The organism is Stenotrophomonas sp. 22692 (genome assembly GCF_052045015.1).
Lineage (GTDB): Bacteria > Pseudomonadota > Gammaproteobacteria > Xanthomonadales > Xanthomonadaceae > Stenotrophomonas > Stenotrophomonas geniculata.
Window position 1 is genome coordinate 18,176 of sequence record NZ_JBQEMR010000033.1, and the last position, 24,614, is coordinate 42,789.

Below are 24,614 nucleotides of genomic sequence, written 5' to 3' on the forward strand. Positions count from 1 at the left end.
CGGGAAGTACTTAGATCAGCGGCGCCGGGGTTGCCGGCAGAGCGACCGGAGCGGCCTTCTTCTTGCGGGCGGCCGGCTTGCGCTTGGCAACCTTCTTCGCTGCCTTCTTCGGGGCAGCCTTCTTGGTGGCCTTCTTCGCGGTCTTCTTTACTGCCTTCTTGGCGGTCTTCTTGACGGCCTTCTTGGCAGTCGCCTTCTTCGCGACCTTCTTGGCCGGCTTGCGGGCCGTTGCCTTCTTGGCAGTCTTCTTGGTGGCCTTCTTGGCTACCTTCTTGACGGCCTTCTTGGCGGTCTTCTTGACGGCCTTCTTGGCAGTGGACTTCTTGGCTACCTTCTTCGCCGCCTTCTTCACTGCCTTCTTCGCAGTGGCCTTCTTGGCGACCTTCTTCGCAGCCTTCTTCACTGCCTTCTTGGCGGTCGCCTTCTTCGCGACCTTCTTCACTGCCTTCTTGGCAGCAGCCTTCTTCGCGACCTTCTTCACCGCTTTCTTGGCGGCGGGCTTCTTCTTCGCAGCTTTCTTGGTTGCCATGGGATGGCTCCTCGTCAGTGATAGGGAGTTGAAACGCCCAGTTGGATCAAACCCGCGGATGCTGCGTGCGGGGACCGCCGGCGCGTCAGGCGCGCCGTTACGGATGCGGCAATGCCCGCCTCGATCGGCGGAGCGGACATCGGAACGGGAGTTGCCTTGCATTTCTCCGGGGGAAGCGGGGCCATGTCCACCGTCATCAGGGTCGCGGTGGTCTTGAAGGGGCTGCTTCGCATCGGACGATTGATTCTGCGCACTCGGTTGGGCAGGCAAGGTCTGCTGAGGCGAAACCTAATCACGGTTTTTTTTACTGTCAACAACCCCCGCGAAAAATTTTCACATCCGCGCCAGCCCGGACGCCGCCCGCGCCACCGCCGTGCGCGCCCTGCAACGACCATTGAAGCGGCGCGCACGCGCGTTGCATGCGACGACGTCGATGCGCTCTCTGAACAAAAAACACTTGAAATAAGCACTCTGCGCAGATAGGCACATGTTCTGGACAACAGCGCACGTGCATCGCCGATGGTCACCGGCACCGTCGCCAACGCCAGCACAACGGGGCCGCAACGGGGGGCGAAAAGTTTTCACATCTGATCGCTTCGGCGCAGGGCGGAAACGCGGATTTGCGCAAAACTGCGCACGCCGATCGGCACCGTTCGTCTGTCGGCTGATGCCACGCCGAGGGTGCAGAGCGAACCCGCCGTCATGAGTCCGACGCACTCGCCAAAACAAAAACGGCCACCCGAAGGTGGCCGTTCCAGAACCCGGAAGTGACGACTCAGTGGTCGTCGTTTTCCAGGGCTTCGGCATACGCGTCCGGATCCAGCAGTTCGTTGAGCTCTTCGGCGTTGGTCAGTTCGACCACGAACATCCAGCCTTCGCCGTAGGCATCTTCATTGATGGTTTCCGGCTTGTCGGACAGCGCCGAGTTGACCTCGACGACCTTGCCGCTGATCGGGCTGTAGACGTCCGAGGCGGCCTTCACCGACTCGACAACGGCGATCTGCTCGCCAGCCTTTGCGTCGGCACCGACTTCCGGCAGTTCGACGTAGACCAGGTCACCCAGCAGGCCCTGGGCGTGGTCGGAAATACCGACGGTGACACGGCCATTGCCTTCGACACGGGCCCACTCATGGGACTTGAGGAACTTGAGGTCGCCGGGGATCTCGCTCATGGGACTGCTCCAGAGATATGCAGGGGTGGAAAAAACGGGGCTAGTGTAACCAACCGGCCGCCACTGCTGTCAGTGACGATCGGCAGTTTCGGATCAGGCGTCGGCGAGCACGCCGGGCTGGGCCTGGCCTTCGCGCACGAACGGGAACTTGACCACGCGTACCGGTACCTGCCGGCCGCGGATGTCGACGGTGACCTCGCCGAGTTCACCGGCCGGTACGCGGGCGAAGGCGATGCCCTTGGCCAGGGTCGGCGAGAAGGTGCCGGACAGGATCTCGCCCTGGCCGCCCGCGGTGGTCACCGCCTGGCCGTGGCGCAGCACGCCCTTCTCGTCCATCACCAGGCCGATCATCTGGCGTGCGGTGCCGGCGGCCTTCTGCGCTTCCAGCACGTCGCGGCCGATGAAGTCGCGGCCTTCGTCCAGCGACACGGTCCAGGCCAGCGCCGCTTCGTACGGGCTGATCTCTTCGTCCATGTCCTGGCCGTACAGGTTCATGCCGGCTTCCAGGCGCAGCGTGTCGCGTGCGCCGAGGCCGGCCGGCTTCACGCCCGCCGCCAGCAGGCGGTTCCAGAACGCGACCACGGCGTCCTGCGGCAGCAGGATCTCGAAACCGTCTTCGCCGGTGTAACCGGTACGGGCGACGAACAGTTCGACGCCGTCATCGGACTGCACCTGCAGGGCGGCGAAACGGCCCAGCTTGGTCAGCGCCTGACGGTCCGCATCACGCGCCAGGCCGATCACGATGTCGCGCGCCTGCGGTCCCTGCACGGCCAGGATGGCCAGGTCCGGGCGCTGCTCGACGGTGACGCCGAACGGCGCAGCCTGCTCGCGCAGCCAGGCCAGGTCCTTCTCGCGGGTGGAGGCATTGACCACCATGCGGAAGAAATCGTCGCCCAAGTAGTAGACGATCAGGTCGTCGATGACGCCGCCGCGCGGGTTCAGCATGCACGAGTACAGCGCCTTGCCGGTCACCTTCAGCTTGTCGACCGAGTTGGCCAGCAGGCGGCGCAGGAACGGCTTGACCTGCTCACCGCGCAGGTCGACCACCGTCATGTGGCTGACGTCGAACACACCGGACTCGCGACGCACCTGGTGGTGCTCGTCCAGCTGCGAGCCGTAGTGGATGGGCATGTCCCAACCCCCGAAATCGACCATCTTGGCGCCAAGGGCGCGGTGGGTATCGTTGAGCAGCGTCTTCTGGGTCATGACCGGGTCCGGCAGCAGAGGAAACAAGAATCCCCATTATCCCAGATCGGTCGCCCGCAGGTCGCGCCGCAGCGCAGCGGGGATGTTTGGCCGGCCTGCGGCCGGCGCCGCTTTCTACAAGCCAAGCAACGGCAACAGCCAGAGCGTATCGGCTCGGCGAAGTCGACGGCTTGGCCGGAGCGGTATGGGTGATCGGGACACGCCGTGAACCCATCCCTGGGGGCTCGTTCGCGCCATCCATGGCGCGAACGGTCCCGCTCGCCTATATCGCTCCAGCCTTTCAACGTTCCCACTGACGGAACGGAAGTCAAATGCAGGAGCAAGAGCAGATTTGGGTGTCGATACAAATATAGAGAGGTGTCGGAGCCCTTTCCTGCGGAACGGGATCCGACCCCGAGTTCAGAGAGCGCAGCGACCGGCTTTTGCTTCTCGCTTTTGATTTCTCGTCCGTGGGCTGTACGCGTACGGAAACTGTCGGGGGTCGGTCGGGTTGGGTTCGCGGGACCGTTGACGCCATGGATGGCGCCATCGAGCCCCAGGGATGGGTTTACGACGTGTACCGCGAACCTAACCCGCCCGACCCAAACACATGAACCGCGTTCCGCGACCACCCACGAGGGGCTGCGTCGTTGGATGGAAACCCTAGGCCACCGCTTCGACCACAAGCGTGCTGCCCTGCACCGCCACCACCCGCACCAGGCTGCCGGCCTGCAGTTCCGGCCCACTGACCTGCCAGTACGCATCATCGATACTGACCCGGCCCTGCCCGCCGATGATGCCCTGCTGCAATGGCACCACCCGTCCGACCAGCTGCTCGGCGCGGCGGTTGAGCAACGGTGCATCGCTGGGCCGCGCCCTTGCCTTGCCCCAGCGCCGGTAGCACTGGATCGAGACCACGCTCAGCACGACGAAGGCAACGACCTGCCACAGCAACGGAATGCCGCTGAACACCGCAACCAATACGAACACCGCCGCTGCGCCGATGCCGATCCACAGCATGAACGCGCCAGGTGCCAACGCCTCTGCCGCGAACAGCAGCAGCGCCAACGCACCCCAACCGACGACTTCCCAGCGCATGTCAGCCTCCGAGCGGCGGCGGCCGCTTGCCGGCGGCCTTGTTGTCCTGGCTGGCCAGCGCCTGCTTCGCCAGTTCGGCCACGCCCGCGATCGAACCGATCACGCCACTGGCCTCCATCGGCATCAGCACCAGCTTCTGGTTCGGCGAACTGGCCAGTTCCTTGAACGCTTCCACGTACTTCTGCGCGACAAAGTAGTTGATCGCCTGCACGTCGCCCTCGGCAATCGCCGCCGACACCACCTTGGTCGCCATCGCTTCGGCCTCGGCCAGGCGCTCGCGTGCCTCGGCATCACGGAACGCAGCTTCGCGACGGCCTTCGGCCTCCAGCACGGTGGCCTGCTTTTCGCCATCGGCGCGCAGGATCTCCGACTGGCGTGAACCCTCTGCCTCGAGGATCTGCGCGCGCTTTTCGCGCTCGGCCTTCATCTGCCGCGCCATCGCGTCCAGCAGATCCCGCGGCGGCTGGATGTCGCGGATCTCGATGCGGTTGACCTTCACGCCCCAGGGATTGGTGGCATGGTCGACCACGCTCAGCAGCTGGGCATTGATCACCTCGCGCTGGCTGAGCGATTCGTCCAGGTCCATCGAACCGATCACGGTACGGATGTTGGTCTGCACCAGGGCGATCATCGCCACTTCCAGGTTGGCCACCTCATAGGCGGCCTTGGCAGCATCCAGTACCTGGAAGAACACCACGCCGTCCACGCGCACGGCGGCGTTGTCCTTGGTGATCACTTCCTGGCTGGGCACATCCAGCACCTGCTCCATCATGTTCACCTTGCGCCCCACCCCGTACACGATCGGGATCAGGAAATGCAGGCCGGGGGTCATGGTGTGCGTGTAGCGCCCGAAGCGCTCGACAGTCCACTCGTAGCCCTGGGGCACCATCCGTACGGCCTTGAACAGGATCACCACGGCCACGAAGGCCAGTACCACGGTAAAGAACATAGTCGGGAACATCTTGCTTTCCTTATCGATGACGTCCAGGCCCAGCATAGCGCGTGAAGGCCGCATTCACAGTGGAGCTACCAGGGCACGCGCCCGCGCAGGATGTCGGCGAACATCACCCAGTCGCCCATGAACGAGTACAGCGGGTGCTGGAAGGTGGCCGGGCGGTTCTTCTCGAAAAAGAAATGGCCGACCCAGGCGAAGCTGTAACCGCAGAACAGGGCGGCCAGCACAAGGATGGGTTGGCCGCGCAGGATCGCCGCCGCAACCAGCAGCAGCACCCCGCAGCTGCCGACGAAGTGCAGCCGGCGCGACACCGGATGGCGGTGCTCGCTGAGGTAGAACGGATAGAACTCGCGGAAGCTGGCGAAGCGGGACATGCGCATGCTCCGGGGCCATGGTCAGGCCCATCATGCGCCTTTCGGGGGGCGCTGCGCTGCCTTGCAGCACCGAACCATGCTCGGCTTGCGCGTGCCAGCGCGGTCGGAAAGAAGAGCAGCCGAGCGTGGGCTCGGCTCTACAGAACCGCCTTGCCCGGACCTACACCGATGAGGTGCGCGGCCCGAACATGATCACCGCCATGCCGGCCAGGCACAGCGCGGCGCCGAACAGGTCCCAGCGACTGGGACGGATGCCATCGACCAGCCACAGCCAGAACAGCGCGGTGCCGATGTAGACGCCACCGTAGGCGGCATAGACCCGACCACTGGCGGTCGGATGCAGGGTCAACAGCCAGGCGAACAGGGCCAGGCTGGCGGCCGCCGGCAGCAGCAGCCAGATGCTGCCGCCCTTGCGCAGCCACAACCAGGGCAGATAGCAGCCCACGATCTCGGCCAGCGCGGTCAGCAGGAACAGGCCGAGCGTCTTCACGCTTTCTCCGCCGCCTTGGCGTGCTGCCAGAGGGCTTCCTGCGCCTCCAGGTCCATCGCAGCCAGCGCCCCACCCTGCGCATCGGCCTGCGCTTCCATCGCACGGAAGCGACGTTCGAACTTGTGGTTGGCCCCGCGCAGCGCCGCACCCAGATCGATATCGGCGTGGCGCGCCAGGTTGGCGCAGACGAACAGCAGGTCGCCCAGTTCTTCCTGCAAGCGCGCCTTGTTGCCGGCGATATCGCCGCGCTCGAACTCCTCGCGCAGCTCCTGCAGTTCCTCGGCCGCCTTGTCCAGCACCGGCAACGGGCCCGGCCAGTCGAAGCCGACCTTGGCCGCGCGCGACTGCAGCTTCACTGCCCGCTGCCATTCCGGCAGGCCGCGCGAGATGCCGGCCAGCGCGGAGGTGTCCTGTTCGCCCTTGGCGGCGCGCTCGGCCCGCTTGATCGCCTCCCAGTTGCGCATCACCCCATCGGCATCATCGACGCTGACCTCGGCGAACACGTGCGGGTGGCGGCGCTGCATCTTGTCGCTGATCGCGCGGGCCACGTCTGCGAAGGCGAAGCTGCCCTGCTCTTCGGCCATGCGCGCATGGAACACCACCTGCAGCAACAGGTCGCCCAGCTCGTCGCACAGGTCGTCGAGGTCGCCGCGGTCGATCGCATCGGCCACCTCGTAGGCTTCCTCGATGGTGTACGGCGCGATGGTCGCGAAGTTCTGCTCCAGGTCCCACGGGCAGCCGCCCTGCGGGTCGCGCAGGCGCGCCATGATCGCGAGCAGGCGCTCCAGTTCGTTGCTTGCGGCGCTGCCGGTGGTGGGGGTGTCGTGCGCGATCATGCGGCCTCCAGGGTCAATCGGACAACCAGTCACGCCATGGCAGGCTGGTATCACCAAGGGCAATGAAATCGCCGTTCAACAGGGTCTCGCGGCGGTTGTAGCGGAACGGCTTGCCGGTCGCGGCCGACAGTACCGCACCACCGGCGGCGTGCAGCACGCACTGGCCGGCAGCGGTATCCCATTCGGAGGTCGGACCCAGCCGCGGATAGACATCCAGGCCACCTTCGGCGATCCGGCAGAATTTCAGCGACGAGCCCTGCGCGATGGTCTCGATGCGGCCCATCCTCGCCAGCAGCGCCTCGGTCTCCGGTGAGCGGTGCGAACGGCTGGCGGCAACCCGCAACGGTGCGGTGGCCGGTGTACGGGTGCGCAGCACGGTGTCGTGCAGGCCCTGCCGGCGATAGGCCAACTCGCCGCGCATGGCATGCCAGACGATGCCGGTGACCGGGGCCAGCACCACGCCGAAAGCCGGTGCGCCCTGGTAGATCAACGCGATGTTGACGCTGAACTCGCCGTTGCGCTTGACGAACTCGCGGGTGCCGTCGAGCGGGTCGACCAGCCAGTAGGCCCCCCAGTGGCGGCGCTGCTCCCAGCCCACCTGCGCCGATTCCTCGGACAGGATCGGCAGGTCCGGGGTCAGCTGCTGCAGGCCCTGTTCAATGACCTGGTTGGCCGCCAGGTCGGCACTGGTGACCGGGCTGTTGTCGTCCTTGATCTGCACCTCGAAGCCATCGGCATAGACCTGCATGATGGCCTGTCCGGCTTCCTGGGCGATGGCGATGGCGGTCTCGCGCAGGTCCGTGGTCAGTTTGATCATCGCAATCCCTGCAGCCACTGGCGGGCGATGAACAGCGCCGCCAGCGAGCGTCCCTCGGAGAAGTCCTCACGCAGCATCAGCTGGTCCAGCTCGGCCAGCTTCCACGGGACAACTTCCAGTTCTTCCGGCTCGTCGCCGGCCAGCTTTTCCGGGTACAGGTCGCGCGCCACCACCAACCACGACTGGTGGCTCATATAGGTCGGGGCAAGGGTCATTGCGCGCAGCACGTCGACCCGGCGCGCACCGTAACCGGCCTCTTCCTTCAGTTCGCGGTCCGCAGCCTGCTCGGGAGTCTCGCCGGCATCGATCCGGCCCTTGACCAGGCCCAGTTCGTAGCGGTGCATCCCTGCGGCGTATTCACGTACCAGCAGCACGGTCTCGTCGTCGAGCATCGGCACCACCACCACCGCACCATGGCCACGGCTGACCAGGCGCTCGAAGCGGCGGCGTTCGCCGTTGGAGAACTCCAGGTCCAGGTGCTGGCGCTGGAAGGGACCGTTCTCCTCATCGGTGATCCGATGGATGATCGGCAAGCGACGGCCGGCACGGTCATCGTTCATGCGGAATCTCCGCGGCGGCCGGCGCCTGCGCCGGGGCCGATAGAATGTGCAGGCAGCAACATGTTCATGAGCCCGAAATGCTAGCAGACCCAACCCCCTCCCCGCTGGCCCACCATTGGCGGCAGCGCGACCTGCAGGTGCTGTGGCATCCCTGCACGCAGATGCGCGAGCATCCGGACACCCTGCCGCTGGTGCCGATCGCCCGTGGCGAAGGTGCCTGGCTGATCGACCACGATGGCAACCGCTATCTGGATGCGGTCAGCAGCTGGTGGACCAACCTGTTCGGCCATGCCGAACCGCGCATCGGTGGCGCCATCGCCGCCCAGGCGACGCAGCTGGAACAGGTGATGCTGGCCGGCTTCGGCCATGAGCCGGCCATTACCCTGGCCGAACGCCTGCTGGCGCTGGCGCCACGCCAGCCCGGCCGCGAGCCGTTGGCCAAGGTGTTCTACGCCGACAACGGCTCGGCCGGCGTGGAAGTGGCCCTGAAGATGGCCTTCCAGTATTTCCAGAACCGTGGGGAATCGCGGCGTACGCGTTTCATCGCACTGGAGAACGGCTACCACGGCGAGACCCTGGGCGCGCTGGCGCTGGGTGACATCCCGCTGTATCGCCGCGTCTATGCGCCGCTGCTGGCCGAAGCGCTGTTCGCGCCGTCGCCCGATGCCTACCTGGCCGAACCCGGCCAGAGCGCGGCCGACCGCGCGCGGCAGGCTGCCGACGGCCTGGCCACCCTGTTCGACCAGCATCAGGGCGAGATCTGCGCGGTGATCCTGGAACCGCGCCTGCAGTGTGCCGGCGGCATGCGCATGCATGACCCGGTCTATCTGCAGCGCGTGCGCGAACTGTGCGATGCCCATGGCGCGTTCATGATCGCCGACGAGATCGCCACCGGCTTCGGCCGCACCGGCACCCTGTTCGCCTGCGAGCAGGCCGGGGTGATGCCGGACCTGATGTGCCTGTCCAAGGGCCTGACCGGCGGCTTCCTGCCGCTGGCCGCGGTGCTGGCCACGCAGGCGCTGTACGACGCCTTCCTTGACGACTCGCGCGAGCGCGCGTTCCTGCACTCGCACAGCTACACCGGCAACCCGCTGGCCTGCGCGGCCGCGCTGGCGACGCTGGACATCTTCCGCGACGACGATGTGATCGCCCGCAACCGCAGCATCGCTTCCGTGATGGGTACGCTGGCGGCACCGTTCAACGACCATCCGCACGTGGCCGACGTGCGCCAGGCCGGCATGGTGGTGGCCTTCGAGCTGTCGCGCGACGGTAACAAGCGCACGCCGTTCGACCCGGCCATGCGGCTGGGCCTGCACGCCTACAAGGCCGCCTTGAAGCGCGGCGTGGTGCTGCGCCCGCTGGGCGACGTGCTGTACTGGATGCCACCCTACTGCGTGGACGACGAACAACTGGAGCTGCTGGCACATACCACACTGGCAGCGATTGACGAGGCGATTGCATGCGCGTGACCCGCTGCCCCATCGACCTGGCGCTGCACAGCGGCCAGACCGTGACCCTGCCGGAAGAGACGGCCAACCACCTGGTGCGGGTGATGCGCCTGCGCGAAGGCGATACCTGCGTCCTGTTCAACGGCGATGGCCACGACTACAGCGCGACGCTGACGGTGGCCGGCAAACGCGAGGTGCAGGTACGCATCGACGCCGTGCAGGCCATCAAGAATGAATCGCCACTGGCGATCACCCTGCTGCAGGGCATCGCGCGCGGCGAGAAGATGGACCTGATCCTGCAGAAGGCCACCGAACTGGGCGTGGCGGCGATCATTCCGGTCAACGCCGAGCGCACTGAGGTGAAGCTTGATGCAGCTCGAGCGGAGAAGCGCGTGGCGCACTGGAACAATGTGGTGACCTCTGCCTGTGGCCAGTCCGGGCGCGCGCGCATTCCGCAGGTGGGCTCGCCACTGTCGCTGGCGCAGGCGACGGCAGCACTACCGGTGGATACGCTGCGGTTGACGCTGGACCCGCACGGCGCGCATCGGCTGTCGACGCTGGCGGCCGCTCCGGCAGGCGGCATCGTGATCGCGATCGGCCCGGAAGGCGGCTGGTCGCCGCGCGACCGCGATCAACTGGCGGCGGCAGGCTTCCAGGGGCTGCAGCTGGGCCCGCGCATCCTGCGCACGGAAACCGCCGGCCTGGCCGCGATCGCGGCACTGCAAGCGCGGTTGGGCGATCTGGGATAAGGAGCAGGTCCGGTGACCGCGGCGCTCGCCGGGCATGGCCCGGCGCTACCCCGGGAATCCGGGTCACCTGTGGTAGCGCCGGGCCATGCCCGGCGGATTCCCCATCAGGCCGCCAGTGAATCCAGCGCGGCTTCCAGTGCATCCAGGTTTGGCAGCAGCGCGCTCTGCTCACCCAGCAGCACGCGCATGTGCACGATCTGCGGCAGGGTTTCTTCGGAGGCGTCGGCCAGCAAGCCGTCGCGCGGCACCGAGATCAGCTGCGGGAAATTCTGCGTCAGCAGCGCATAGTAGGGGCGCTGCGCGTTGCCGCTCAGGGCCTTCAGCACCACCACTTTGTTGTGGCCGGCCACCGCCTCTTCGCCCAGCCCCGAAAGGCGTGCGAACGACACCAGCGGCACCTGCCAGCCGTGCCAGCCGATTTCGCCAACCAGCCAGCGCGGCGCATCGGAGACCGGCTGCACCGGCACGCGCGACATCATTTCGGCCACGGTGGCATTGGGCAGCAGTACGCGCTCGTTGCCGGCCTGGATCAGGACGCCGCGGATTTCGTCATTGCTGGCGTAGCTCATGGTGCCTCTCCGTTATCGTCTTCCGAGCCCCAGCGCGAGGCGATGGCCTGCGCCAGTTCCTGTGGCTCACCCGCCACCATGCCAGCGGCGACCACCGCCGTGGCCGCGGCAGGGTCATAGCAGCCCTCGCCGACCTGCCCGGCCACCCAGGCGCCGGCGGCGGCCAGATCCAGCGCCGGACCAACATGTGCAAGATCGGCACCGCTGAGCAGGACCAGCGCAGTGTGGTCAGCCGGCAGCGCGGCAATCGAAATGCCCTGCGCGTCGCTGACGAAATGCAGGCCGTCACTGGCTGCCTGCACGCCAATGTCATCGGCCAGCACGTGCACTTCACCGGGTGTTGCACGCTGGCCAGCTTCGGCGAGCTGCACCGGCAACGGCGACACGCGTGCCATCTGCTTGACCAGGTTGCCGTAGCGTCCGCCATCCAGGCGCATGTGCACCAGGACCGGCACGCTCAGCGAAGACGGCAGCGCGCCGAGCAGGCGACGCAACGCGTCCGGGCCACCGATGCCGGCCAGCACCAGCAGCGATCCGGCGCGTGCGCCCACGGGCGCTGCGGCATCCAGGTCGACCAGGCTCAGATGACCGGTATCGAAGGAAGGCAGCGATGCCTCCACTGCAGCGTGGTGCGGAGCGGCGGCCGGGGCATCGGCCCCGTCTTCGACCAGGGACCAGGCGGTGTGGTCGAAGGAGACCGGCGGCAGGGGCGCTGCTGCGGGCGCGGTATCTGCCAGCGACGGCAGTACGGGCGGCTCCAGCGGCTCGGGCACGACCGGCTGCAACGCCGCCAGCGCCTGTTCCAGCGCGATCGGTTCGTGCAGCTGCGCGGGCGGCGAGTACAGGCTGTCAGCAGGGACCTCGTCGGCCCAGCTCAATGCCTGGTCCAGGTGCGGCTGCAACGCTTCTTCCTGCGGCGCCGGCGGTGGTGCCGGGTGGCCCGGCTCCAGCTGCAGGCCGGGTTCTTCTTCGGCCCCCGGCGGCAACACCTGCTGGTGGCCATGCAGCTTGGCGGCCAGATGACGGCCCCAGCGCTGAGCCTCCCAACCATCACGACGTGCGGCCAGCTCGGCCTCGTCGAAGACCAGGGTCAGGCCCGGTGCGGACAGCACCGCTTCCAGGCGCTCCAATGCATCCTCGATGGCGGCCTCCAGCGCGATCACCACGAACTGCGGGCGCGCCTCCTGCAGGACCCGCACCTCCAGCGTATTGGGATCATCTTCCAGCACCAGCTGTACATCGGCGTGCGACAACGCCTCGCGCAGGCGCTCACGCGCCGCGCCGGGGCGGGCCAGCAGGGCAACGGCCGGAGCCGTTTGGGTTTCACTCACGGGCACGGGCGATCCCCAGCAGGTCGTACACGTTACGCATCAGGTCCAGTTCCTGGTACGGCTTGCCCAGATAGCGCTGGACACCAATCTCGAAGGCGCGCTGGCGGTGCTTGTCGCCGCTGCGCGAGGTGATCATCACGATCGGCACATCCTTGTAGCGCGGGTCGGCGCGCATCGCGGTGGCCAGCTCGTAGCCATCCATGCGCGGCATCTCGATATCCAGTAGCATCAGGTCCGGCACGCGCTCTTCCAGGCGTTCCAGCGCCTCCACGCCGTCGCGGGCAACGCTGACCTCGAAATTGTGGCGTTCGAGGATGCGGCCGGTGACCTTGCGCATGGTCAGGGAGTCGTCCACCACCATCACCAGCGGCACCTGGCGCTCCTGGCGCGGCGCATTGGCCAGTACCGGCAGTGTCGGATTGGCGAGGAAGCGGCGCACCAGCGGCGCCACGTCCAGGATCACCACCACACGGCCATCGCCGGTGATGGTCGCGCCGTAGATGCCCGGCACCGATGCGATCTGCAGGCCGACCGGCTTGACCACGATTTCGCGGTTGCCCAGCACCTGGTCGATTGCCACGGCGGCACGCAGGTCGCCGGCGCGGACCAGCAGCAGCGGCACCTGGTCCTGGCCGTCGGCACGCGCCGGAGCCTGCCCGACCAGGCTGCCGAGGTCGTACAGCGGATAGTCCTCGCCGCTGTAGCGATAGCTGCTGTCGGCCGCTTCGAAACGCTCGCGCGACAGGCGGCCGATGCCACTGACCGAGGCGACCGGCACCGCAAAGGTGGTTTCGCCGATCTGCACGAACACCGCCTGGGTGACGGCCAGCGTCTGCGGCAGGCGCAGGGTGAAGCGCACGCCCTGGCCCCGCACCGACTGGATGTCGACCGAACCGCCGAGCTGGCGCACTTCGTTGCGCACCACGTCCATGCCCACGCCGCGGCCGGCCAGCTGGCTGACCTGATCGGCGGTGGTGAAGCCGGACGCGAAGATCAGGTTGTCCAGCTCCTGCTCGTTCGGCTGCGCATCGGCGGCCAGCAGGCCGCGGTCGATGGCGCGGCGGCGGATCGCTTCGCGGTCCAGGCCGGCGCCGTCATCGGCCACTTCCAGCACGATTTCCGAACCTTCGCGGTGCAGGCGGATGGCGATCTCGCCCTCCTCCGGCTTGCCGGCGGCGCGGCGCTGCTCCGGCGCCTCCAGGCCATGGGCCACGGAGTTGCGCAGCATGTGTTCCAGCGGCGCGACCATGCGGTCGAGGACGTTGCGGTCCAGTTCGCCGTGGGTCCCTTCCAGGGTCAGGTGGACCTGCTTGCCGGTATCCATGCCGGACTGGCGGACCACGCGGCGCAGGCGCGGCACCAGGCCGTCGAACGGCACCATGCGCGCGCGCATCAGGCCATCCTGCAGCTCGGAGCTGACGCGCGATTGCTGCTGCAGCAGCGAATCGTACTGGCGCGACAGATCGTCAAGCACGCCCTGCAGGCCACCCAGGTCGGCCGCCGACTCGTTCAGCGCACGGCTGAGCTGCTGCAGGGTGGAGAAGCGGTCCAGTTCCAGCGGATCGAATTTCTGGTCGGCCTGGTCCTGTTCGCGCTGGTAGCGGGCGACGATCTGCGCCTCGGTTTCCAGGTCGAGTCGGCGCAGCTGGTCGCGCAGTCGCGCATTGGTGCGCTCCAGTTCGCCCATGGCACCACGGAAGGCACCGAGCTGCTGTTCAAGCCGCGAGCGGTAGATCGCCACTTCACCGGCATGGTTGACCAGGCGGTCGAGCAGGTCGGCGCGCACGCGCACCTGCTCCTGCTGCGGACGCGCCAGCGGATCTTCATCGACCACGCCTTCTGCCGGCAGCGGTGCCGACAACGGCGCATCGAGCAGTGCCGGAGCCGGGCTGGCGACCGGTGCCGAGTCGGTTTCTGCGACGCTCGCCACGTTGGCCGCCGCAGCCGCAGCGATATCGGTGGTGGTACGCACTTCGAACGCGTCGACCAGGTCCTGCGCCGGTTCCACCACGCGATGATCACCGGTGCGGGTCAGCAGCTGGTGCAGGCGATCGAAGCCACGCTCCAGCAGCTGCACATCGCGGCGCTCGATCTCGGTGCGGCCGGCGGCGACGGCTTCCAGCAGCGATTCGATGCTGTGGCCGAGATCGCCGATGGCGTTGATGCCGGCCATGCGCGCGCCACCCTTGAGGGTGTGCAGGTCGCGCTGCAGGCCGGCCAGCACCTCGCGATCCTGCGGTGCATTGCGCAGTTCGCTGATCAGGCCATCACAGTGGTCGAGCAGGTCCTTGCCTTCATCGACAAAGATATCGACCAGCTCGCGGTCGTACACGCTGAAGTCAAGTGCGTCGGCGCCGTCTTCGGCATCGGCCGCATCAGGCGCCTGCTCGAGGTGCGGCGCACGGGGCGTGACGTCGGCCTCTGCAATCTCGGCATCGGCTTCGACCGTGCCCTGGCCCGGCGCCTCTTCCATCTCGAAGAAGCGCACCGCAGCAGCGCCGCCCTGCGGGGCCTCCGCGGTGATCTCCTCAATCACCGTCGCCGGGGACGGCTGATCGGCGCTCTCTCCTTCACCGACCGCCGCCTCCCCGCCGACGTCCGCATCCTCGGCAAAGGCATCTGCCTCGCCCGGCGCGAGTTCGCTGGCCTGGAGGCCGATCACGGGCCATTGCCCGTCGTCGTCCAGGGTCTGCTCTTCCTCGATCACGTGCAGGCCGGCCTCGAGCGCGGCTGCCAGCGTGACCGGTTCTGCAAAACCCGGCACAGCCATTTCATCCTGCAGGCTCGACAGCTCGCTGTCGAGTGGCAGTGCAGCAGCGTCGTCAATGACGCGGTCATCGCCACGGCCCGAATCAAAGGACAGCGACGTATTCAGGTCGATCGCGTCAACTTCCGCAGACACCGGCAGCTCTTCCGCGTCACGGTCATCCACCGGCAGCGCACTGGCGTCGAGGTACGGCGACAGATCGTCGGCCATGGTCAGATCAGCGTCGTCGACCGTCACGATCGTGGGCACGGCATCTGCGTCGGCCACTTCGACAGCAGGCGCACTCTCGGCCGGCTGGATCGATTCAATCGCGCCGATGTCCGCCACGGCAGGTTCAGCTTCGCCTGGCACCGACGGCCAGCCGGCGTCGAAGTAACGGGAAAGATCATCGCTGGCGGTCAGCTCGCCCACGTCCAGGCCGCTGTCGGCCGCGACATCCAGCGGCTGCGACTCGGCTGCAGCTGGAACCGGTTCCAGCGCATCTTCGGCAAGCAGCTGCGGCTCGGCAATGAGATCGGGCGCCGCATCCAAAGCGGACGGCATGCCGGTTTCGTCCAGCGCGTCCAGCCCGGCCAGCGGCGCTTCGGCTTCGGATGCCTGCTCGACATCAGCCGCCAGCTCGACGCCCTCCTCATCCTCGTCTTCCAGCGCGAACAGCGGCCAGCGTGCTTCCGGCAGCTTGCCGGCCAACGCCTGCAGCCGCTGCACCAACGCGCCCTGCGGAACAATGCGCGGCTGTTCGGCCTGCAGCGCCTCCATGGTCGCGGTGATCGCCTGCGCAGTCGCATCCAGTGCGGCAACGCCTTCGTCGCCAGGCACCACGTCGGCGGCCAGTGCGCGCTTGATGTAGGACTCGGCAGCGCCGGTGACCGCCGTGATTTCCGGCACTTCGGTCATCGCGAAGGCGCCGTTCATGGTGTGCACTGCGCGCAGCAACGCGTCGCTGACCGGCTGCGGTGCCTGCTGCGCCGAGCGCAGCCAATCCTGCAGGGTCGCCTGGTGGACTTCCACTTCGGCTTCGAGGATCTCGCGCAGCACGCTGTCGATGTTGGCTGGCGTGCCCACGGCCTCGGGCACCGGCTCGGCTTCGTCCTGTACCGACGCGATGGCTTCGGCCGCCAGGATGCGGCTGATCTCGTCCTCGTCCTCGCCTTCGGCCTCGGCCACCGGTGCCACAGGCGCGGCCGCTACCGGCAGCGGCACGTAATAGGTTTCCTCACCGGCGCCGACACGATCGGCGATGGCCTGCATCGCCTGCAGGTCCACGCTGATGCGCTGGCCATGGCGCAGCGCGGCGTTCAGCTGCGGCAGCGCGGCATGTGCGTTATCGACCATCGCCAGCACGGCCGGAGTGGCCGGGCGGCTGCCATCAAGCACGCGGTTGAGCATGCCTTCGATCTTCCAGGCGAACTCACCCAGGGTGCGTGCACCGACCAGTCGGCCACTGCCCTTGAGGGTGTGGAAGATGCGCCGGATCGGCCGCAGCCGGTCCATGCTGTCCAGCTGCACACGCCATGCCGGCAGCAGCGTGCCAAGGTTGGCCAGCTCGTCGTCGAACTCTTCCAGGAACACCTCGCGGATGTCCTCGTCGATGTTCTCGGCATCGTCGTCGAAGCCCGCCTCGAAGCCGGCCTCGGTCCCAGCCACGACCGGGATGTCCGCAGCGGGCGGAGCCGCCATGGCCTGCGGATTGAAGTCGGCCGCCGCGGCGCTCAGCTCGGCAAAGAACTGCGCGTCGGCTTCGCTGAAATCGATGGGCGCGATGGTGTCGATATCAATCACCGACACCGCCGGTGCCGGTGCATCGGAGGCCGGCGCCAGCACCTCGGCCATCGGCGCGGGCACGTCCTCCGGCACATCCGCCGGAACGGCGTCCACTCCGGCAACCACAGGGCTTTCGTCTACCCGCAGGGGCGTGGCGGCATCGACGATCTCCAGCGACGGATGCAATCCGGCGTCGTCGTCCAGCGACAGCGTCTCCATCGCGTGCAGCGACAGCACGTCGTCGGCATTGTCCAGTGCATCGCCGTCGAAACGGAATACCACGTCCTCGCCGGCGGCAACCGCATCGTGCTCGGCAGCGACCGGGTCGAACACCGGCGCGGCAAAGTCAGCGGTGTCGAAGGGCACCGAGGCGTCGACGTCGCCCTCGACAGCCATCACGGCCGCATCGGCCACTGCCGGCGGCGCTGCCTCCGACAGTGTCCACTGCGGCGCCGATCCCACTCCGGTTTCGGCCCGTTCGAAACTGACCGGCTCGAAGCTGGCGAAGGTCGGACTGCGCTCGTCTTCGGCACTCGCGGCCGGATCGGAGTCGGAATGGAACGGTGCGAGATCCCATTGCGGCACGTCGGGTGCAGGCGCGCTGGAGGCGGCGAAGACCAAGGGCGCATCTGCGTCGTCCTGCAGCGACAGCGGTGCGGATGCAACGGTCCCCAGCGCACCGAACATCAGGCTGTTGTCCACCACCTCCGGTGCAGGCGTGGCCGGTGGCGGATCAAAGGTAAAGTCCGGCAGCGGCACCGGCACAGTGCCAGCGGCGGGCGCGGCCGGCTGCACCGGAATCTCGATGCGCTCCGGCTGCAACGGCTCGGTCTGCAGCGCGACCGGCTCGCGTTCGATCAGCAGCGATGCGAACGGAATCGGCGCGGCGGCAACAGGTTCCACCGCGTTGCGGTCCGGCAACGGCCAGTAGCGCAGCGCTTCAAGGCTGCTGCGGGTGATGTCGAGAATGTCCTCGCGGCCCGGGCGGCGGTCGCGCAGTGCTTCGAGGTAGTACTCCAGGCTGGCCATGGCATCGGCCAGGGTGTCCAGCTGACGGCCACTGGGGACGCGCTGGCGACCGATCAGCTCGGCTTCGATGTACTGCTGCACACCGCGCAGGTAATCGGCAGCCGTGCCCAGATCCAGCATGCGCAGCGCGCCGGAGACATCGCCCAGCAGGCGCGGCACGTCCTGCAGCTCGGCATGGTTCCAGCTGGTTTCAATGAACGCGACGAAGTGCTCGCGCGCGGCGGCGAAGTTGGCGATGGCCTCATGCGCCAGCACTTCTACCGTGCGCCGGTTCTCCACCGCGCTCGGATCGTCCTCGCCACTGCCGCCGGCGCCCAGATGAGCAACCTGGTCATCCAGCGAGGCATCCACGTACAGCAGTGCCCCGGCGATATCCAGCAGCAGGTTCTCGTCGATCTGCTGGCGCCCTTCGACCACGCCACGCAGTGCGTCCCGCTGCTGCACGACCACGCCGCGGGCCACGCCCAGGCCCATCATGCCCAGTGTATCGGCCACGGCACCGAGTTCGTTGGCCTGGGTCTGCAGCTGTTCGGGCGCGCCGCCGGTACGCAGGTGCAGGTCCAGCGCATCCTTGATGCGCAGCAGTTCTTCCTTCACCGCACTGCCGACGGTGTCGAGCAGTTCGCGATTGCGTCCACTCAGGCTGCCACGGGCATGGTCCAGTTCGGCCTCGGTGGCGGTGACGCTGTCCGGTGCGAATGCCAGCAGCACGCTGTCATGCACCCCTTCTTCGCCACGCGCGGCACGGATTTCGTTGAGCAGTGGCATCAGCACGATCGGAATATCGCGATGCCCGTTCTGCAGGCGCTCCAGGTAGTCGGGCAGCAGCACGCTGCCACGCATCAGGGTCGCGCAGGCTTCATCCCGATCTGCCACACCACCGGCGCCGATGGCATTGGCCAGCTGTTCAAGCTCCTCGGCCACCATCGCCGGGGCATACAGTTCGACCATGCGCAGGGTGCCCTGCACCTGGTGCAGGTAGCCGGCGCAGATGCGCATGCGGCTGGCATCGGCCGGGTCTTCTGCGTAGTACTCGACCTCGTTGCGCACCTGGCGCAGGGTCTCGTCCAGCTCAGGCTTGACCCAACCCAGCGCTGCGTGGCTCATCGCATCGCGCAGACTGCTCATGGACGCGCTCCGTTCGCCGCCGCGCGGAAGCCGCGCGAGTTCTGGCGTGGGGAATGGAAATGCTTCATCGACTGGTTCCTTGCTCGCCGCCCTGCCCGCGTCACGCCGGCAGCTTGAAGTCGGCGACCGAACGACGCAGGTCGGCCGCCAGCTGCGCGAGGTGGCCGATCGATTCGGCGGTCTGCCCGGCACCCTGCGAGGTCTGGCCGGTGATCTGCCGGATCACGCCCATGGTGCGGGTGATGTCCGAGGCCGCGGCCGACTGCTGCTGGGCGGCGATGGAGATGTTCTTGATGAGGGTGTTCAGTGCATTGGACACGCGCTCGATTTCGGTCAGCGCGGTGCCGGCGTCCTCGGCCAGGCGTGCACCGGACACCACCTCGGCGGTGGTCTGTTCCATCGACGTGACCGCTTCATTGGTGTCGGCCTGGATGGCCTGCACCAGGTTCTCGATGCGTCGGGTCGCGCCGGAGGTACGTTCTGCCAGGCGCTGCACTTCGTCCGCCACGACCGCGAAACCACGGCCGGCTTCACCGGCCGAGGCCGCCTGCACCGCCGCGTTCAACGCCAGGATGTTGGTCTGCTCGGAAATGTCGTTGATCAGTTCCACGATCGAGCCGATTTCCTGCGACGACTCGCCCAGGCGCTTGATACGCTTGGAGGTTTCCTGGATCTGGTCGCGGATCTGGTCCATGCCCTGGATGGTCTCGCGCACCACGCCGGCACCCTCGGCGGCGATCACCACCGAGCGCTGTGCCACGTCGGCCGACTCAGCCGAGTTGCGCGACACCTGTTCGATGCTCGCCGCGATTTCGCCGATGCGGTCCGACGCCGAAGTGATCTGGTTGGCCTGGTGGCCCGCCGCCTCTGCCAGCTGCATGGCGGTGGCCTGGGTTTCCTGGGTGGACAGCGCGACCTTGGCCGAGGTGTCGTTGATGGTGGTCACCAGGTGGCGCAGCTCGTCGACGGCGTAGTTGATCGCGTCGGCGATGGCGCCGGTCATGTCCTCGGTCACCGAGGCCTTCACTGTCAGGTCGCCCTCACCCAGCGAGGAAATTTCGTCCAGCAGCCGCATGATCGCCTGCTGGTTGCGGCTGTTGAACTCCACCTGGGTCTGGTAGCGCAGTTCCTGCTCGCGCGAGCGGCTGCGCACGTTGGTGGAGACGAAACCGATGATCGCAATCAGCGACAGCGCACCGGAGACCACGCCGATCCAGAAATTCGGGAACAGGCGGGTATCGGACACCGAACCGAACGAGGAGAACGCCTCGAACAGCTTGCGGCTGTCGTCCAGCATGTGCGCCGAACCCTGGCCCAGCGCGGTGGCTGCGGACTGCGCGGCGAACAGCTGGCGCGAGCTGGCCAGGATCGCGTCGGCGTCCTGCTTCATCGCTTCCCACTTCTGCTGCGACTGCTCCAGCGCGGCCACGGCGGCGGCACCGCGCACGGCGGTGATGCCCAGTTCCTCGTTGCCGTTGCGCAGGCCGTCGAGCACCTGAGAGAACACGGTGATGTCACGGGCCAGTGCATCGCCCGAGGTGGCAGCGGCGCTGCCACCGGCACGCATTTCCGTCACGCGGCGGGCCATGGAGCCGGCCACCACCACCTGCTGCAGGGCGCTGTACACCTGCGACGACGGGGCGCCGGAAGCGGACATCGCACGCACCAGCTCGTTCAGCTGGGCCTGTAGCCCCGGCACGGCGCCGGTGAAGTTGTTGGCGTTGCCGGCCAGGGCTAGCACCGCCGGTTCACTGGCGACCAGCTGCCCGGCCTGCTTGCCCAGCGGCGCCCAGGTTTCGCCCAGGGTGGCGATCGCACCGGACACGCCCGGTTCCTTGCCGTAGCGCCCCTGCAGGGTCGACACGTTCTGTTCGATCGCGTTGCGGGTGGCCTTGAAGGCGGTGAACGCCTGCGCGTTGCCGCCCACCGCGTCACGGCCCTGGTTGGCCAGCTGCTGTGACAGCACCTGCAGGTCGGCCGCCTTGGAACCGGCATCGGCCAGGCGACTGCCCTGCCAGGTGGCGACGCCGGTGTTGACGCCGAACAGGATCATCGATGCCAGCAGCAGGAACAGCCAGAGGTTGCTGCCGCCCAGCCGCAGCTTGCCGGTCTTGGTGGCGTCCGAAGCAGTACTCATCGTTCAACCTCGATCTTCAATGCAGGGGGCGTTGCCCGGCCTCAGGCCGCGGCTTGCCGGAATTCAGGGGTGCGCGACAGCAGCGAGAGCGAGAACACGCCCCAGTCGTGGTCGTCGGCGTGGAAGGCGCGATCGACGAAGTGGCCGTAACGCCCTTCGGCCAGCGTGCCGGCTTCGATCTGCTGGTCCAGTTCGAAACTACGCTGGCCGAACAGCTCATCGATGGTCAGCGCGACGTCGCCGCCGGCCTGGCGCATGATCAGCACGCGCTGGCCTTCCTGCTGCACGGTACGCGTGCCTTCCAGGAAGTACTTCAGGTCGACCACCGGGAACAGGTTGCCGCGCAGGTTGCCCACGCCCAGCAGCCACGGCTGTGCGCACGGCACCGGGGTCACCGGCGGCATCGGCACGATTTCCACCACTTCGCGGAAATCGGACACCAGCCGGCGCTGGCCGACGCGGTAACCCACGCCACGCCAGAGGTCCTGGGCGAACTGCCGCTCGGGCAGCTGCACCGCGTGGGCCAGGCTGCGCCGTTCGTAGGCTTCGAGAATGTCGAAGGGCGAGCGCATCAGGCCACCAGTTCGTTGATCCGCGCGATCAGTTCATCCTCGCGCGGCGGCTTGACGATGTAATCGGCCGCGCCCTGGCGCAGGCCCCATGCCTTGTCGGTTTCCATCGCCTTGGTGCTGACGATGATCACCGGGATGTGCTTGATCGCCGCATCACGGGCCATCGCACGGGTGGCCTGGAAGCCGCTCATGCCGGGCAGGACCACGTCCATCAGCACCAGCTGCGGCACCTGGTCGCGGACCAGCTGCAGTCCATCCTCGGCGTTGTCCGCTTCCAGCACCTCATGGCCGGCACGGCGCAGCCACTGGGTGAACACCGCGCGGTCGGTCGGTGAATCCTCGATCAGAACGATACGAGCCATTGTGCCTTTCCCCCCTGGTCAGGCGTTGACGTATGTGCGGATGGCACCCAGCAGTTCTTCACGCGTGAAAGGCTTCGTCAGGTATTGCTCCGAGCCGACGATGCGTCCCCGCGCCTTGTCGAACAGGCCATCCTTGGACGAGAGCATGATGACCGGGGTCGCCTTGAACAGCTGGTTGCCCTTGATCAGCGCACAGGTCTGGTACCCATCCAGGCGCGGCATCATGATGTCGACGAAGATGATCTGCGGTTGCTGGTCTGCGATCTTCGCAAGCGCTTCGAAGCCGTCGGTGGCGGTGACCACCTCGCAGCCTTCGCGCTTGAGCAGCGTTTCCGCAGTCCTGCGGATGGTCTTCGAATCATCGATGACCATCACCCGGAGTCCTGCGAGTTCCCCGCCCGCAGTCGTGTTTTCAGTCATTGCCTATCCCCAAGCGCACGGCCCGATCTCTGGCGGGGGCCGCTACGAAAGCGTATCTATATCGCACTTTCCGCGCCCGCTTCAAGGCCGCCCCATGGCGCGGGGCATGGCACCCTCCTGAACGTGACGGGTTTCGCAATGCGTGCGCGGGCGCCGGGCGGACGCTGCGTTGCAGTACGGCGGGGAGGCGCGCGGGCGGCGTTGCCGCTACCATCAACGCCTTGCCTGACAGGTGCGCCCATGCCGTTGAACGTCATCGTGGTGATGGACCCCATCGCCCACATCAAGATCGCCAAGGACACCACCTTCGCCATGCTGCTGGAAGCCCAGCGCCGCGGCCATGCCCTGCACTACGTGCGTCCGGGTGGCCTGGCCCTGGAGGGTGGCGTAGCGGTGGCCCAGACCGCCCCGCTGCAGGTGCGCGACGACCCGGCCGGCTGGTATGAGCTGGGCGCATTCAGCCGCACCGAATTCGGCCCCGGCCAGATCGTGCTGATGCGCAAGGACCCGCCGGTCGACGCCGAATACATCTACGACACCCAGGTGCTGGACGTGGCCGCGGCGGCCGGCGCCTGCGTGGTCAACAATCCGCAGGGCCTGCGCGACTACAACGAGAAGCTGGCCGCGCTGCTGTTCCCGCAGTGCTGCCCGCCGACCCTGGTCAGCCGCGACGCCAAGGCGTTGAAGGCCTTCGCGCTGGAGCATGGCCAGGCCGTGCTGAAGCCGCTGGACGGCATGGGCGGCCGCTCGATCTTCCGCAGCGGCCAGGGCGATCCGAACCTGAACGTGATTCTGGAAACGCTGACCGACGGCGGCCACAGGATGGCGCTGGCGCAGAAGTTCATTCCCGACATCACCGCCGGCGACAAGCGCATCCTGCTGGTCGATGGCGAACCGGTCGACTACTGCCTGGCGCGCATCCCGCAGGGCGACGAATTCCGCGGCAACCTCGCCGCCGGTGGCCGCGGTGAAGGCCGCCCGCTGAGCGAGCGCGACCGCTGGATCGCCGCCCAGGTGGGCCCGGAGATGAAGCGTCGCGGCATGCGCTTCGTCGGCCTGGACGTGATCGGTGATTACCTGACCGAGGTCAACGTGACCAGCCCGACCTGCGTGCGCGAACTGGACGCGCAGTACGGCCTGAACATTGCCGGCACCCTGTTCGACGCACTCGAGGCCGGCCTGCGCTGATGCCGTCCGCACCTGCCGTCCTGCCCCCGCCGCCGCGCGAAGCGCAACGGCTGGGGGCGACCATCGCGCTGTCTGTGCTGGTCCACGCCCTGCTGATCCTGGGCGTGGGCTTTGCCGTGAAGGGCGATGCACCACTGGTGCCGACGCTGGAAGTGATCTTCAGCCAGACCCGCACCGCGCTGACGCCGAAGCAGGCTGATTTCCTGGCCGCGGCCAACCAGGAAGGCGGTGGCGAGCACGACCGCGCACAGCGTCCACGCGACAACCAGGCCGGCATCGTCCCACAGGCCCAGTCCGGGCTGAGCCCGGTGCCGCAGCAGCAGCAATCGGCCGCGCCGGTTCCGCCGCCGCAGGCACGGGTGGTCAGCAGCCGCAATGGCGAAGAGGTGGTGGCGCAGGCACAGTCCCGCCCCACGCCGGATCAGCCCGAACCGGACGCACCGCTGAGCGCGCGCGAGCAGCGCGATGTGGAGATGGCGCGGTTGGCTGCCGAAGTGCATCTGCGCTCGGCGCAGTACGCCAAGCGCCCGAACCGCAAGTTCGTGTCGGCCAGCACGCGCGAATATGCCTATGCCAATTACCTGCGTGCCTGGGTCGACCGCGCCGAGCGCGTAGGCAATCTGAATTACCCGGACGAGGCCCGGCAGCGCCGCCTCGGTGGCCAGGTGGTGATCAGCGTGGGGGTGCGCCGCGATGGCAGCGTGGAGAGCAGCCGGATCCTGCGTTCGAGCGGGACGCCGCTGCTGGATGAGGCGGCACTGCGGGTGGTGAAGCTGGCCCAGCCGTTCCCGCCGTTGCCGAAGACCGAAGACGAGATCGACATCCTGCAGGTCACCCGCACGTGGGTGTTCCTGCCGGGCGGCACCCTGCACGACGATCGGTAGGGTTTTGTTGCCCGGGCCTGCGGCCCGGGACCCGCAGAGGCAACGGCCACAGCCGAACCAACAGCAGAAGCGGCGGCGGGGATGCTGGACCTGGCGGGGCGGTGTGGGCTTGCAGGACACGCCGTAAACCCGTCCCTGGGGGCTCGATGGCGCCTTGCTCGTATGCGCCATCCTGCGCATACGGCAAGACCGGGGCTGGGCGTCCTGCCCAACCCGCCCGAGGCATGCCTCGGGCCCATGGCGCCAACGGT

The 24,614-nt window shown here is 67.5% G+C and carries 22 protein-coding genes; 5 read left to right on the plus strand and 17 right to left on the minus strand.

Translation table 11 applies throughout. The annotated features are described in order from the left end of the window. Positions 1-10 precede the first annotated feature (10 nt). Positions 11-529 (minus strand): hypothetical protein, encoded by a 519-nt coding sequence (locus ACTJJM_RS17105; RefSeq protein WP_019338693.1) that lies wholly within the window; start codon positions 527-529, stop codon positions 11-13. A 111-nt stretch (positions 530-640) separates the two neighbouring features. On the opposite strand from ACTJJM_RS17105, the gene ACTJJM_RS17110 reads away from it, so the two are divergent. Continuing rightward, positions 641-1,012, plus strand: coding sequence for a hypothetical protein (locus ACTJJM_RS17110; protein WP_160317669.1), 372 nt, complete (start codon positions 641-643; stop codon positions 1,010-1,012). A gap of 292 nt (positions 1,013-1,304) precedes the next feature. Here ACTJJM_RS17110 and gcvH read toward each other — a convergent pair whose 3' ends face one another. The 9 genes from gcvH to nudE form a co-directional block, all read right to left on the minus strand. Continuing rightward, complete coding sequence (gcvH, locus tag ACTJJM_RS17115; protein WP_010482723.1) at positions 1,305-1,700, minus strand: glycine cleavage system protein GcvH; 396 nt, start codon at positions 1,698-1,700, stop codon at positions 1,305-1,307. A 93-nt stretch (positions 1,701-1,793) separates the two neighbouring features. Beyond that, the gene (gene gcvT, locus ACTJJM_RS17120) at positions 1,794-2,906 is read right to left on the minus strand and encodes a glycine cleavage system aminomethyltransferase GcvT (protein WP_010482722.1); all 1,113 of its coding nucleotides are present in this window, start codon (positions 2,904-2,906) and stop codon (positions 1,794-1,796) included. A 642-nt stretch (positions 2,907-3,548) separates the two neighbouring features. After that, positions 3,549-3,983, minus strand: coding sequence for an NfeD family protein (locus tag ACTJJM_RS17125; protein ID WP_043399171.1), 435 nt, complete (start codon positions 3,981-3,983; stop codon positions 3,549-3,551). A gap of 1 nt (position 3,984) precedes the next feature. Beyond that, positions 3,985-4,944, minus strand: coding sequence for an SPFH domain-containing protein (locus ACTJJM_RS17130; RefSeq protein ID WP_005410704.1), 960 nt, complete (start codon positions 4,942-4,944; stop codon positions 3,985-3,987). Between the two features lie 65 nt (positions 4,945-5,009). Continuing rightward, a complete protein-coding gene (locus tag ACTJJM_RS17135; protein WP_010482717.1) occupies positions 5,010-5,312 on the minus strand; it encodes a DUF962 domain-containing protein in 303 nt (100 codons plus the stop codon). Positions 5,313-5,472: 160 nt separating this feature from the next. Beyond that, positions 5,473-5,802, minus strand: a complete 330-nt coding sequence (locus tag ACTJJM_RS17140) for a YnfA family protein (RefSeq protein WP_010482716.1) — start codon at positions 5,800-5,802, stop codon at positions 5,473-5,475. Beyond that, positions 5,799-6,638, minus strand: a complete 840-nt coding sequence (gene mazG / locus ACTJJM_RS17145; protein WP_440865838.1) for a nucleoside triphosphate pyrophosphohydrolase — start codon at positions 6,636-6,638, stop codon at positions 5,799-5,801. Before mazG ends, ACTJJM_RS17140 begins: the two co-directional genes overlap by 4 nt. Positions 6,639-6,651: 13 nt before the next feature. Next, positions 6,652-7,455 carry a 3'(2'),5'-bisphosphate nucleotidase CysQ gene (gene cysQ, locus ACTJJM_RS17150; protein WP_010482714.1) on the minus strand — a complete coding sequence of 268 codons (804 nt, stop codon included), beginning with the start codon at positions 7,453-7,455 and terminating at the stop codon, positions 6,652-6,654. Next, positions 7,452-8,015 (minus strand): ADP compounds hydrolase NudE, encoded by a 564-nt coding sequence (nudE, locus tag ACTJJM_RS17155; RefSeq protein WP_010482713.1) that lies wholly within the window; start codon positions 8,013-8,015, stop codon positions 7,452-7,454. The genes cysQ and nudE overlap by 4 nt, the downstream gene beginning before the upstream one ends. Before the next feature lie 77 nt (positions 8,016-8,092). Here nudE and bioA point away from each other — a divergent pair, with 77 nt between their 5' ends. Both bioA and ACTJJM_RS17165 read left to right on the plus strand, forming a co-directional pair. Then, complete coding sequence (bioA, locus tag ACTJJM_RS17160) at positions 8,093-9,484, plus strand: adenosylmethionine--8-amino-7-oxononanoate transaminase (RefSeq protein ID WP_341927164.1); 1,392 nt, start codon at positions 8,093-8,095, stop codon at positions 9,482-9,484. Beyond that, on the plus strand, positions 9,475-10,212 hold the full coding sequence (locus ACTJJM_RS17165; protein WP_440865839.1) for a 16S rRNA (uracil(1498)-N(3))-methyltransferase: 738 nt from the start codon (positions 9,475-9,477) through the stop codon (positions 10,210-10,212). The genes bioA and ACTJJM_RS17165 overlap by 10 nt, the downstream gene beginning before the upstream one ends. Before the next feature lie 104 nt (positions 10,213-10,316). Here ACTJJM_RS17165 and ACTJJM_RS17170 read toward each other — a convergent pair whose 3' ends face one another. The 7 genes from ACTJJM_RS17170 to pilG all read right to left on the minus strand — a co-directional run bounded on the left by ACTJJM_RS17170 (position 10,317) and on the right by pilG (position 22,291). Beyond that, complete coding sequence (locus ACTJJM_RS17170) at positions 10,317-10,781, minus strand: chemotaxis protein CheW (RefSeq protein WP_010482710.1); 465 nt, start codon at positions 10,779-10,781, stop codon at positions 10,317-10,319. Further along, positions 10,778-12,118: a chemotaxis protein CheB gene (locus ACTJJM_RS17175; RefSeq protein ID WP_049481817.1), complete on the minus strand. Its 1,341-nt coding sequence runs from the start codon at positions 12,116-12,118 to the stop codon at positions 10,778-10,780. The genes ACTJJM_RS17170 and ACTJJM_RS17175 overlap by 4 nt, the downstream gene beginning before the upstream one ends. Beyond that, entirely contained in the window at positions 12,105-18,800 is a 6,696-nt protein-coding gene (locus ACTJJM_RS17180; protein ID WP_440865840.1) for an Hpt domain-containing protein, read from the minus strand. Before ACTJJM_RS17180 ends, ACTJJM_RS17175 begins: the two co-directional genes overlap by 14 nt. Before the next feature lie 100 nt (positions 18,801-18,900). Beyond that, complete coding sequence (locus ACTJJM_RS17185) at positions 18,901-20,937, minus strand: methyl-accepting chemotaxis protein (protein WP_010482706.1); 2,037 nt, start codon at positions 20,935-20,937, stop codon at positions 18,901-18,903. A gap of 41 nt (positions 20,938-20,978) precedes the next feature. Further along, positions 20,979-21,509: a chemotaxis protein CheW gene (locus ACTJJM_RS17190; RefSeq protein ID WP_171955128.1), complete on the minus strand. Its 531-nt coding sequence runs from the start codon at positions 21,507-21,509 to the stop codon at positions 20,979-20,981. Next, positions 21,509-21,871, minus strand: coding sequence for a response regulator (locus ACTJJM_RS17195; RefSeq protein WP_005410717.1), 363 nt, complete (start codon positions 21,869-21,871; stop codon positions 21,509-21,511). The genes ACTJJM_RS17190 and ACTJJM_RS17195 overlap by 1 nt, the downstream gene beginning before the upstream one ends. A gap of 18 nt (positions 21,872-21,889) precedes the next feature. Then, positions 21,890-22,291, minus strand: a complete 402-nt coding sequence (gene pilG, locus ACTJJM_RS17200) for a twitching motility response regulator PilG (protein ID WP_005418455.1) — start codon at positions 22,289-22,291, stop codon at positions 21,890-21,892. Between the two features lie 240 nt (positions 22,292-22,531). Here pilG and gshB point away from each other — a divergent pair, with 240 nt between their 5' ends. Both gshB and ACTJJM_RS17210 read left to right on the plus strand, forming a co-directional pair. Then, positions 22,532-23,479 carry a glutathione synthase gene (gene gshB, locus ACTJJM_RS17205; protein WP_012511876.1) on the plus strand — a complete coding sequence of 316 codons (948 nt, stop codon included), beginning with the start codon at positions 22,532-22,534 and terminating at the stop codon, positions 23,477-23,479. Continuing rightward, positions 23,479-24,363 carry an energy transducer TonB family protein gene (locus ACTJJM_RS17210; protein ID WP_010482701.1) on the plus strand — a complete coding sequence of 295 codons (885 nt, stop codon included), beginning with the start codon at positions 23,479-23,481 and terminating at the stop codon, positions 24,361-24,363. Before gshB ends, ACTJJM_RS17210 begins: the two co-directional genes overlap by 1 nt. Positions 24,364-24,614: the final 251 nt, after the last annotated feature.